A 9987-nucleotide genomic window follows, 5' to 3' on the forward strand; every position below is an offset into this window, starting at 1 on the left:
TTGTATCGAACTGACGACCAAGGATCCTGCATGACAACCCGACCACTCTTCCTCGGCATCGACTGCGGTACCCAGGGCACCAAAGCCATCATCCTCGATGCGGCCAGTGGTGAGGTGCTCGGCCAGGGCGCTGCCAGCCACAGCCTGATCAGCGCTGCCAATGGCCGCCGCGAACAGGACACCCGGCAGTGGCTGGAAGCCTTCGCCAGCGCCACCCGCCGCGCCTTGCTCGCGGCCAACGCCGACGGCCAGTCGATCCTCGGCATTGGCGTCTCCGGCCAGCAACACGGCCTGGTGCTGCTCGACGAGCATGGCAAGGTGCTGCGCCCGGCCAAACTCTGGTGCGACACCGAAACCGCCCCTGAGAACGAGCGCCTGCTGGCCCATCTGGGTGGCGAAAAGGCTTCGCTGGAGCGCCTCGGCGTGGTCATCGCGCCGGGCTATACCCTGTCCAAACTGTTATGGACCAAAGAGCAGCATCCCGAGGTGTTTTCCCGCATCGCCCGCATTTTGCTGCCTCACGACTACCTCAACCATTGGCTCACCGGCCGCAGCTGCAGCGAGTACGGTGATGCCTCGGGCACCGGGTATTTCAATGTGCGCACGCGCCAGTGGGATGTGCAATTGTTGCGTGACATAGACCCGAGCGGCCGCCTGCAAGCTGCCCTGCCAGAGCTGATCGATGCCCACCAGGCGGTCGGCACGATTGTGCCGGGCATTGCCGAACACCTGGGCATCAACCCGCAGGCACTGGTGTCCAGCGGTGGTGGCGACAACATGATGGGCGCCATCGGCACCGGCAACATCCAGCCCGGCGCAATCACCATGAGCCTCGGTTCGTCCGGCACGGTGTATGCCTATGCCGATCGGCCGAACGTCGCTGCGGATCCTGCGGTTGCCACGTTCTGTTCCTCCAGCGGTGGATGGCTGCCGTTGATCTGCACCATGAACCTGACCAATGCCACCGGATTGATTCGTGACCTGCTGGACCTCGACATCGATCAGTTCAATGCGCTCGTTGCCAGTGCGCCGATCGGTGCCGACGGTATGAGCATGCTGCCGTTCTTCAATGGTGAACGGGTACCCGCCCTGCCCCATGCCAGCGCGAGCCTGTCGGGCTTGACCATGACCAACCTGACCCGGGCCAACCTGTGCCGCGCGGTGGTCGAAGGCACGACATTCGGATTGCGTTACGGACTGGACCTGCTACGCCACAATGGCTTACAAAGCCGCAGCATCTGCCTGATCGGTGGCGGTTCGAAAAGTGCGGTCTGGCGGCAAATCGTCGCCGACACCATGAACACGCCGGTGATCTGCACCGGACAAAGCGAGGCCGCGGCCCTCGGTGCAGCAATCCAGGCGGCCTGGTGCGTATCCCGGGCCAACGGGCGCGAAGAAAGCCTGGCGGACTTGTGCGACCGCTGCGTGAAACTCGACGCCGCCAGTGAAACCCTGCCGGTCGCCGACAATGTGCAAGCCTGTCAGCAGGCGTATGAACGCTATCGACAGCATGTCGCAACCCAATTTGAAGAGTGAACGACTATGTACCTGGTGTGTGGCGAAGCGCTGTTCGATTTTTTCAGTGAAAACGATGCCAGTGGTATTGCGTCCAAAGTGAATTTCAAAGCCATTGCCGGCGGCTCGCCGTTCAACGTGGCAGTGGGATTGCGCCGGTTGGGCGTGGACGCGGCGCTGTTGGCCGGTCTGTCTACCGATTACCTGGGCCGGCGCCTGTTGCAAGTGCTGCAAGATGAAGGTGTGCGCCAGGACTTCCTGCTGGATTTCGCCGCACCGACCACCCTGGCGATGGTCGCGGTCGGGGCCAATGGCTCGCCCCAGTACAGCTTTCGTGGCGAAGGCTGCGCGGATCGCCAATTGAAACCGGAGCACCTGCCGACACTCGGGCCTGAGGTACGCGGCCTGCATATCGGCTCGTTCTCACTGGTGGTGCAACCGATTGCCGACACACTGTTGGCATTGGTGCGCCGGGAAAGCGGCAAGCGCCTGATCAGCCTTGATCCGAACGTACGCCTGAACCCGGAGCCGGACATTGAACTGTGGCGCAAGCGGATCGCGACGCTGGTAGAACTGGCTGACCTGATCAAGGTCAGCGACGAGGACCTGCATCTGTTGTATCCCGGCCAGGACCCGGCGCAGGTGATCGAGGGCTGGTTGCAGCACCGCTGCCAGTTGGTGTTCCTGACCCGGGGCGGTGAAGGCGCGACCGTGTTCAGCCGGGCTCATGGTTCGTGGTCGGCTCCCGCCCGTTCGGTGAAAATCGCCGACACCGTGGGCGCGGGCGATACCTTTCAGGCGGCGTTGATTACCTGGCTGACCGAACAGCAGCTGGATACGGTGGAAGGTGTGAAGCAGCTTGGCCGTGAGCAGATTGATTGCATGCTGAAGTTCGCGGTGCAGGCGGCGGCGTTGACGTGCAGCAAGACCGGGCCGGATCTGCCTTATCGGCAGCAGTTGGATCTGCGCTGAATTCAAGGGCCTCATCGCGAGCAAGCTCGCTCCTACAGTATTGTGGGAGCGAGCCTGCTCGCGATGACTTTCTATCAGGCGCCCGATGGTCTTAACTAATACACAGGATCGCGCAACCGCGACAGGCGGCGTTCAGCCGGGTTAACCCTCGCTTAACCGTGCGGTCCAACACTTCACTGGTCCGCACGCCCTCAGACTGTTCTGACGCCCAGTGCGGCAGGTTCGACAAGCCACACATCGAACTGACTTTCCGTCCGCACCGGAGATCGCTGATGAACACTCGCACCTTGCTGGTTACCGCCGCCCTCGCCTGCACCGCGTTTGCCGGCCTGGCCCAGGCCAATGACACCACTGCCTCTCAAGCCGTGCCCTATCACTACGGCATGCCATTGCATGTCAGCAAAGTGATTTCACTGACCGAGCCCGACACTCTGGAATGCAAAGTGGTGAAGGCCGACATGAAGTACATCGATGACAGGGGACAACCCGCAGAAATCACCTACCGTAAACTTTCCGACGCCTGCGAGAACCAAGGCTGACCGAAACGTCTGATTTCGCATCCGGCGGTATTCCTCAGAGAGTCGAGGCGCTATGCTCTAGCGCCTCCCTCACTGCCCGCAAGGATTGGCCATGCAGTTGTCGTTCCGCACCCTGTCCACGTGTACCGCCGTCTTGTGTCTTTTGCTGAGCTTGCTCTGGGGCCTGGCACCGCAATGGCTGCTGCCATTCTGGGATATCGAATTTTCACTGGCGGCGCAGTTGGTCGCCCGACGCATCGCCGTGCTGTTCGCGACGTTCAGCGTGATCTCTTATCTGGTTCGCAACAGCCCCCCTTGCGCAACCCGCAATGCACTGAGCCTCGGTTTCGTCGTCGGCTGCTGGGGGTTGGCCGTACTGGGTTTTGGCGAATGGCTCAACGGCAATGTCGGGCCAGGCATCTTGTTGGCCGTCGGGCTTGAACTGGCGCTGGGCCTGGCGTTCTTCCAGACCCGGCGCGTATCGGTGGAACTCGAAACAGCAGGTTAAAGTGCCTTGCCCGGCATCGAGTGCGGCTCGACCTCTATGGGGTGCTGTCTGGAACGCAGTTGGGCTATCAACTCGTTTATTTCCCGGCAGCCATTGAGCCCGGAGGCATCGATACCGCTGACCAATAGATCCAGGTGATCGGTTTGCCCGTCGGCATAGACCTTGACGGTCATCGACAGATCCGGTGACAGCGTGCACTGGCAGCGCTTGGGTAGAAAACTGCTTTCGATGATGTTGCGAAGTTCCAGGGCAGAAAGAAACATGGCGACTCCCTCCTTTGTGAGACTGCCAATAACGGTCAATACTCGCTCCTGTGAAATCCCGGCAAGTTTCAAGGACAGCTACAGCATAAAACATGCCCTGAAATTCGCTGTGCAGCTCATCGGCATTTCAAGGGTTTAGGCAAGTCATGTGCAAAACCTGCCATGCAGTTTGCAATAATTGCCCTTGGCAGCCCTGCAATTTGCACACCGGGAGCCACGGGTTTGCATTCACTGCACACGGCAGTGAAAATGCCGCCCTTCACTTCAAGCAAGGAGGCATCATGAATTCTTTGACCGTTAACGCTGGCGTAGCGCTATTCGCACTGGGGCTTGCCGGCGTGGCGCACGCCGCCAAACTCGAAGAAACCGCGCCCTATCCGAAGGCCGAAAGCGGGTTTACCCGCCAGGTGATTCACCTCGCGCCACAGACCCGGGAAGACGACTTCCAGGTCGAGATCCTGGCCGGCAAAACAATGACTGCAGACTGCAATCACCCGCGCCTGGGCGGCATCCTCGAGGAGAAGAACCTCGAAGGTTGGGGCTACCCGTTCTATCGCCTGGACAAAGTCATTGGCCCGATGAGCACGCTGATGGCCTGTCCGCAAGGCTCGAGCAAACAGGCGTTCGTACCGGTGGTCGGTGACGGCTTCCTGCTGCGGTACAACAGCAAGCTGCCCCTCGTGCTGTACGTACCCAAGGACATCGAAGTGCGCTACCGGATCTGGTCGGCGTCGGCCAAGGTCGAGAAAGCCATTCAGGAATAATCCGCTTATCAGGCGTAGCCTATCGGCATCCGCCTGCACAAGCGTCACGCCGGGGCGCCACTCAACGCGGCGCGCTCGGCCACATGCCCCAGGCTGTCGAAGTTGATGTTGGCCCCTGAATCGATGGCGACCAGGGTTCGACCGCGAACCCCGCTCCGTGCCACGTACTTCTTGATCCCCGCCACCGCCAATGCTCCGGAAGGTTCAGTGATCGAGCGGGTATCGTCGTAGATATTCTTGATTGCGGTGCAAAGTTCATCATTGCTGACGGTCACTACGTCATCGACGCAAAACCGGCAGACCTCAAATCCATATGCGCCGATCTGCGCCACCGCCACCCCGTCGGCGAAAGTGCCGACGCTGGGCAGGACAACTCGCTCACCGGCCAGCAACGCGGCTTGCAGGCACGCGGAATGCTCCGATTCGACGCCGATGATGCGAACCTCCGGCCGCAGGTATTTGACGTAGGCGGCGATTCCCGCGATCAACCCTGCGCCTCCCACCGGTACGAAGATCGCATCCAGCGGACCTTGGTGCTGGCGCAGGATTTCCATGGCCACCGTGCCTTGGCCTGCGATCACCTCGGGATCGTCGAAGGGCGAAACAAAGGTGCGACCGGTTTCCTCGGCCAGACCCAACGCATAGGCCAGTGCAAACGGAAAGCTTTCCCCGTGCAATACCGCATCAGCGCCGCGACTGCGCACCCCGATCACCTTCAGTTGCGGCGTCGTGCAGGGCATGACGATGGTGGCGTTGATTCCCAGTTCCCGCGCAGCCAGGGCCACGCCCTGCGCATGATTGCCGGCAGAAGCCGTGACCACGCCGCGCGCCTTTTGCGCCTCGCTCAGTTGCACCAGCTTGTTGTAGGCGCCGCGGATCTTGAAGGAAAAGGTCGGTTGCAAGTCTTCGCGCTTGAGCAGGACCTGGTTGCCCAAGGTTTCAGACAAGGCCGGCGCCGGTTGCAACGGCGTGCGCACCGCCAGTTCATACACCGGCGCGGCAAGGATCTTTTTGACGTAGCGTTCAAGCAAGGCTTGCTGATCGGTTGTAAAACTCATCGTCGTCTCCTGACGTTGATCGGGGCTCGGGAGACAGAAAGTAAAAACCCGCCTCCAGGGCGGGTTGGGTGCTGCAGTCGTGAGCTAGCCCGCCAAATGAGGAATGGCGGTAATAATGCTTGGCTGGCAGCGCAATACGGAGGAAGTCATGGCTCGAAATTAGCCGGGCGGTGGTGGCAAGTCAATGGCAAACATCACCCGCCCCCCTATGGTGACATTGAAACCGCCATCACCTCGCCAGGCGCTTGAGGCCCACCACCATCGCCCCCGCCCCGATCATCATCGCCGACAGCAGCAAGGGGTAAGAAACCCACCACGGTGTTCCCGCCGTCATCATGCTGAACTCGGACATACCGCCGATGCTCGCCAGCAGGTTCAATGGCAGAAACACCACGTTGATCAACGTCAGCTTGCGCAGCAGGTTGTTCATACTGTTGTTCATCAGGTTGCCCCGGGCGTCGATCAGTCCGGAGAACACCGTCGAATAGATTTCCGCCTGTTTGTAACACTGGTTGTTTTCGATGATCAGGTCATCTATCAGGCTGATGGCCTCGGCGCTGAAACACTGCTTTTGCGCGTGATTGCGCAGTCGGGTCAGGACGGCGCCATTGCTGTGAATCGCGTTGATGTAATAAATCAGGCTTTCGCTGAGGTTGAACATCTGGATCAGATGCTGGTTTTGCATCGAGGCGTTGAATTTCTGCTGCAATTCCCGGGCGATCAGCTTGATGACCTTCAAGTGCCCCAGGTAATGATGAATATTGTTGAACAGCAGGTCGAGCAAGACATCCAGCGGTGAATTGAGCGCCTGACGTTTGCCGAGCCCGTTGAGCGGTGCGTCATCGGTGGCGATCACCAGCAACCGACCCGGAGAAAACAGCAGGCCACAAGAGGACACCTGGAACCCCAGGCTGTCGGCGCCCGAGTAACTGTCCGGACGCTTCCAGATCAGGAACAGGTTGTCGGGATGGAACTCGATGCGCGACACCTCATCAGGGTCCAGCGCCGAGGCCAATGCGTGCTCATCGAGTTTGAAGTGACTGTGCAGCAGGTCGCGCTCGGCGACATCGGGATTGCTGAACAGCATGACGTCGGCGTCCAGGCGCTCAACGGCGTGCAGTGCGCCGTGAGCCAATTGGAAACTCTTGATCATTGATCGCTCACCAGGCCTGACCGCGACGTTTGAGCTCCAGGCGGCGGACGAACTCTTCCAGCACCAGTGAATACAGATCATCCTGTAAATAGGCGTCTTCGATGCCGGCGTCCATGTTCGGGTTGTCGTTGACCTCGATCACCACCACTTTGTCACCGGACTGCTTGAGGTCGACTCCGTAGAGACCATCGCCGATCAGGTTGGCGGTTTTGACGGCCAGTTCCACCACTGCCCGAGGCGCTTCGTGAACCGCCAGGGTGCGGCATTCACCGTTGATGTCCTGGCCCTTGGCCTTGTGGTTGTAAATTTGCCAGTGGCCCTTGGACATGAAGTATTGGCAGGCAAAGATCGGTTTGCGGTTGAGTACACCGATGCGCCAGTCGTACTCGGTGTAGAAGAACTCCTGTGCCAATAACAGTACCGAGTGCTCGAACAGTTCGGCGGTGGCTTCGAGCAAGGCTTGCTGGCTTTCGACCTTGATCACGCCCCGGGAGAAACAACCGTCGGGAATTTTCAACACCAGCGGAAAACCCAGTCGTTCGCCAACCCGCTCAAAGTCTTCCGGTCGCTCCTTGTAGAGGATTTCAGTGGCGGGCATGCCCAGTTGATGACTCTTGAGCAGGTCAGTCAGATACACCTTGTTGGTGCAGCGCAGAATCGACGTCGGGTCGTCCATCACCACCAGCCCTTCACTCTCGGCTTTCTTGGCGAAGCGATAAGTATGGTTGTCGACGCTGGTGGTCTCACGGATCAACAAACCGTCGTATTCGGCAATCCGTGCGTAGTCCTTGCGCTCGATCAGTTCGACGTCGATACCCAGCGCCCTGCCGACCCGGACGAAGTTGTCCAGCGCCTTGGCATTCGACGGTGGCAAGGCTTCCTGTGGATCATGCAGGATGGCCAGGTCGTAGCGAGCCAGCCGTCGCGAGCGCGGCAGGCGCCAGATCTTGCGACTGAAACTGTCGAGGGCGTTTGCAAATTGATCTTCCTGATCCTCCCGCAGCTTGTGCAACGCACCGGATTTGATGCCTTCGATATGCCAGCCGTTAGTTCGGCGAAACTCAACCAACAATATTGGACAGGCAAACACTTCAAATAATTGCCTGGCCAGATCCTGCAAAGGCTCGATATTGGTCTTGCCGAAATACAACGTCAGGGTAAACCCTTCGGTGTCGCTGTAAGCATGATGACTGAGGGCTTTTTCCAGGGTTTTATCCAGGTCGTCAAGCGCTAGACCGTAAAGGGATTTGCGGGTCAGTTCGCTGATGGTTCGCACCGACGGAATGACCTTGTGCCCACGTGCTTCAGCCAGCAGCGAGCAGTAATAACCGTGCCCCAGGTACTTGTAGCTACGGCACAGGTTGATGACCTGCGCACGCTTGCCCTGCTCATTGTCGCGAGTTTTTTCCAGATATTCCTGGGCCGTGACGATGTCCTCGCTGGGGAAATAGTTAGCCCAGTCTTCCTTGCGTTCGACGATGATAATCAACTGGCTGGAAGTTTTATTCGAATCATTTAAATAAGTTGCCGAAGTGATTGCTGTCGGCAAAGTTTGCTCGGATACTTCGCGCCAATGACCTTGTACCGCTGACATAGTGATTGATCCGTTGAAGAACAAGACCTTTCCTATTAAGCACGAACTTTTTTTAAAGTCTCGTTTCGTTACGCAACTTTTACGGCGGTCAGCATGAATACAGTTTTGCGTTTGGCGGTAATAGAAGACTTACCCGCACTGCTGCAACTTGAAGAGCAATGCTTTACCACCGACCGGCTCAACAACCGTAGCTTTCAATGGATGATCAGCCGCGCCAACGGGCAACTGCTCGTGGCCCAGCGTGGTGAGCATCTGCTGGGTTACGCCGTGGTACTTTTCCATCGGGGTACGTCGCTGGCACGTCTGTATTCGATTGCCATTGCGGCTCAAGCGCGGGGCAATGGCCTCGGCAAGTTGTTGCTCGATCGCGCCGAAGCCATTGCCCTGGAACACGATTGCGCCTATTTGCGTTTGGAGGTGCGTATCGACAATCCGGCGGCAATTGCCTTGTATGAACGTAACGGTTACCGGCGCTTTGCCCTGATCCACGACTACTATCAGGACCACGCCGATGCGTTGCGCCTGGAAAAACGCATCCTCCAGCACCGCGAATCACGCAACATTCAAGTGCCCTACTACCCACAGACCACCGAATTCACCTGCGGACCGGCGTGCCTGCTCATGGCCATGGGCGCGTTGCAGCGTGGGCGTTTGCTGGAGCGCCGTGAAGAACTGCAAATCTGGCGCGAGGCAACCACCGTGTTCATGACCTCCGGCCACGGTGGCTGCAGCCCGCAAGGCCTGGCGTTGGCAGCCTGGCGCCGCGGGTTTCGGGTGCACCTGCAACTGAGCATGACCGGGCCGTTGTTCCTTGACGGGGTGCGCGATGAGCATAAAAAAGACGTAATGCGTCTGGTGCACGAAGCGTTCACCGCGCAGCTGCTTGCCAGTGACGTCGTGTGCGAGATCGGCGGGCCACTGAATCTTCCACAACTGCTGGAGCATGGCGGGCAGCCGTTGGTACTGATCAGTAGTTATCGCCTGACCCGCTCCAAATCGCCGCACTGGGTGATGGTGACCGATTGCGATGAAGAATTTGTCTACCTGCACGATCCCGATGTGGACCACAGCCAGCATCGCCAGGCCATGGACTGCCAGCACCTGCCGGTCAGCCATGGGGAGTTCGAGAAGATGTGCAGCTTTGGCCGGGACAAATTAAGGGCGGCCGTGATTTTGTATGGACAGAGGTAGTCGCTACTTTTGTGGTGGCTCCAACACCACCTTTACGAGCAAGTCGGATCGCCGCACCGCCGCTCCCACAGGGGAATGCATCCCCGGTAGGAGCTGCCACAGGCTACGATCTTTTGACTCTCAATGCTTACGCGGCCACTCGATAAACAACGCAAACAACAACTCCGACTGCGCCCCTACCTCCAACTTCAAATACACGTTCTTGCGGTGCANCCCCGGTAGGAGCTGCCACAGGCTACGATCTTTTGACTCTCAATGCTTACGCGGCCACTCGATAAACAACGCAAACAACAACTCCGACTGCGCCCCTACCTCCAACTTCAAATACACGTTCTTGCGGTGCATACGCACGGTTTCCGGAGAAATGTTCATCTCAACCAGACCTGCCGCTTCGCGCAGCAGCTGTTGAGGCATCGCTCTCCCCCACAAAGATCTGCGTCGGCAACTTGAA

The 9987-nt window shown here is 58.9% G+C and carries 11 protein-coding genes and 1 pseudogene; 6 read left to right on the plus strand and 6 right to left on the minus strand.

What is annotated here, in order from left to right:
- The first annotated feature begins 30 nt into the window (after positions 1-30).
- From xylB to ACLD1X_RS14785, 4 genes are all read left to right on the plus strand, one after another.
- Positions 31-1536, plus strand: coding sequence for a xylulokinase (xylB, locus tag ACLD1X_RS14770; protein ID WP_429368780.1), 1506 nt, complete (start codon positions 31-33; stop codon positions 1534-1536).
- A 6-nt stretch (positions 1537-1542) separates the two neighbouring features.
- Positions 1543-2487, plus strand: a complete 945-nt coding sequence (locus tag ACLD1X_RS14775) for a carbohydrate kinase family protein (protein ID WP_429368782.1) — start codon at positions 1543-1545, stop codon at positions 2485-2487.
- A 272-nt stretch (positions 2488-2759) separates the two neighbouring features.
- Complete coding sequence (locus ACLD1X_RS14780) at positions 2760-3026, plus strand: DUF2790 domain-containing protein (protein ID WP_429368784.1); 267 nt, start codon at positions 2760-2762, stop codon at positions 3024-3026.
- Between the two features lie 91 nt (positions 3027-3117).
- On the plus strand, positions 3118-3513 hold the full coding sequence (locus tag ACLD1X_RS14785) for a hypothetical protein (protein WP_429368786.1): 396 nt from the start codon (positions 3118-3120) through the stop codon (positions 3511-3513).
- Here the strand turns inward: ACLD1X_RS14785 and ACLD1X_RS14790 are convergent.
- Positions 3510-3776, minus strand: coding sequence for a DUF1652 domain-containing protein (locus ACLD1X_RS14790; protein WP_429368788.1), 267 nt, complete (start codon positions 3774-3776; stop codon positions 3510-3512). The two genes, ACLD1X_RS14785 and ACLD1X_RS14790, sit on opposite strands and share 4 nt — an antisense overlap.
- Positions 3777-4057: 281 nt before the next feature.
- Here ACLD1X_RS14790 and eco point away from each other — a divergent pair, with 281 nt between their 5' ends.
- Complete coding sequence (eco, locus tag ACLD1X_RS14795) at positions 4058-4540, plus strand: serine protease inhibitor ecotin (protein WP_429368790.1); 483 nt, start codon at positions 4058-4060, stop codon at positions 4538-4540.
- Positions 4541-4584: 44 nt separating this feature from the next.
- On the opposite strand, the gene ilvA is transcribed toward eco, so the two are convergent.
- The 3 genes from ilvA to ACLD1X_RS14810 form a co-directional block, all read right to left on the minus strand.
- Positions 4585-5598, minus strand: a complete 1014-nt coding sequence (gene ilvA, locus ACLD1X_RS14800; protein WP_429368792.1) for a threonine ammonia-lyase, biosynthetic — start codon at positions 5596-5598, stop codon at positions 4585-4587.
- Positions 5599-5827: 229 nt separating this feature from the next.
- The gene (locus tag ACLD1X_RS14805; RefSeq protein WP_429368794.1) at positions 5828-6751 is read right to left on the minus strand and encodes a magnesium transporter CorA family protein; all 924 of its coding nucleotides are present in this window, start codon (positions 6749-6751) and stop codon (positions 5828-5830) included.
- 7 nt (positions 6752-6758) lie between these two features.
- Positions 6759-8345 carry a RimK family protein gene (locus ACLD1X_RS14810; protein WP_429368796.1) on the minus strand — a complete coding sequence of 529 codons (1587 nt, stop codon included), beginning with the start codon at positions 8343-8345 and terminating at the stop codon, positions 6759-6761.
- A 93-nt stretch (positions 8346-8438) separates the two neighbouring features.
- On the opposite strand from ACLD1X_RS14810, the gene ACLD1X_RS14815 reads away from it, so the two are divergent.
- On the plus strand, positions 8439-9536 hold the full coding sequence (locus ACLD1X_RS14815) for a GNAT family N-acetyltransferase/peptidase C39 family protein (protein WP_429368798.1): 1098 nt from the start codon (positions 8439-8441) through the stop codon (positions 9534-9536).
- A 120-nt stretch (positions 9537-9656) separates the two neighbouring features.
- Here ACLD1X_RS14815 and ACLD1X_RS14820 read toward each other — a convergent pair.
- Both ACLD1X_RS14820 and ACLD1X_RS14825 read right to left on the minus strand, forming a co-directional pair.
- Positions 9657-9746: pseudogene (locus ACLD1X_RS14820) on the minus strand (LuxR family transcriptional regulator); the annotation flags it as partial.
- 42 nt (positions 9747-9788) lie between these two features.
- Positions 9789-9987, minus strand: a 199-nt coding sequence (locus tag ACLD1X_RS14825) for a LuxR C-terminal-related transcriptional regulator (RefSeq protein WP_429368800.1), incomplete at its 5' end; no start/stop codon positions are given.

This window comes from Pseudomonas sp. 18173 (assembly GCF_050432945.1).
Taxonomy (GTDB): domain Bacteria; phylum Pseudomonadota; class Gammaproteobacteria; order Pseudomonadales; family Pseudomonadaceae; genus Aquipseudomonas.

Bases quoted from the DNA above. Each gene is read 5' to 3' on its own strand.
- ilvA (WP_429368792.1), bottom strand. From the start codon at position 5,598: ATGAGTTTTACAACCGATCAGCAAGCCTTGCTTGAACGCTACGTCAAA.
- ACLD1X_RS14790 (WP_429368788.1), bottom strand. From the start codon at position 3,776: ATGTTTCTTTCTGCCCTGGAACTTCGCAACATCATCGAAAGCAGTTTT.
- eco (WP_429368790.1), top strand. From the start codon at position 4,058: ATGAATTCTTTGACCGTTAACGCTGGCGTAGCGCTATTCGCACTGGGG.
- ACLD1X_RS14805 (WP_429368794.1), bottom strand. From the start codon at position 6,751: ATGATCAAGAGTTTCCAATTGGCTCACGGCGCACTGCACGCCGTTGAG.
- ACLD1X_RS14785 (WP_429368786.1), top strand. From the start codon at position 3,118: ATGCAGTTGTCGTTCCGCACCCTGTCCACGTGTACCGCCGTCTTGTGT.
- ACLD1X_RS14815 (WP_429368798.1), top strand. From the start codon at position 8,439: ATGAATACAGTTTTGCGTTTGGCGGTAATAGAAGACTTACCCGCACTG.
- ACLD1X_RS14780 (WP_429368784.1), top strand. From the start codon at position 2,760: ATGAACACTCGCACCTTGCTGGTTACCGCCGCCCTCGCCTGCACCGCG.
- xylB (WP_429368780.1), top strand. From the start codon at position 31: ATGACAACCCGACCACTCTTCCTCGGCATCGACTGCGGTACCCAGGGC.
- ACLD1X_RS14775 (WP_429368782.1), top strand. From the start codon at position 1,543: ATGTACCTGGTGTGTGGCGAAGCGCTGTTCGATTTTTTCAGTGAAAAC.
- ACLD1X_RS14810 (WP_429368796.1), bottom strand. From the start codon at position 8,345: ATGTCAGCGGTACAAGGTCATTGGCGCGAAGTATCCGAGCAAACTTTG.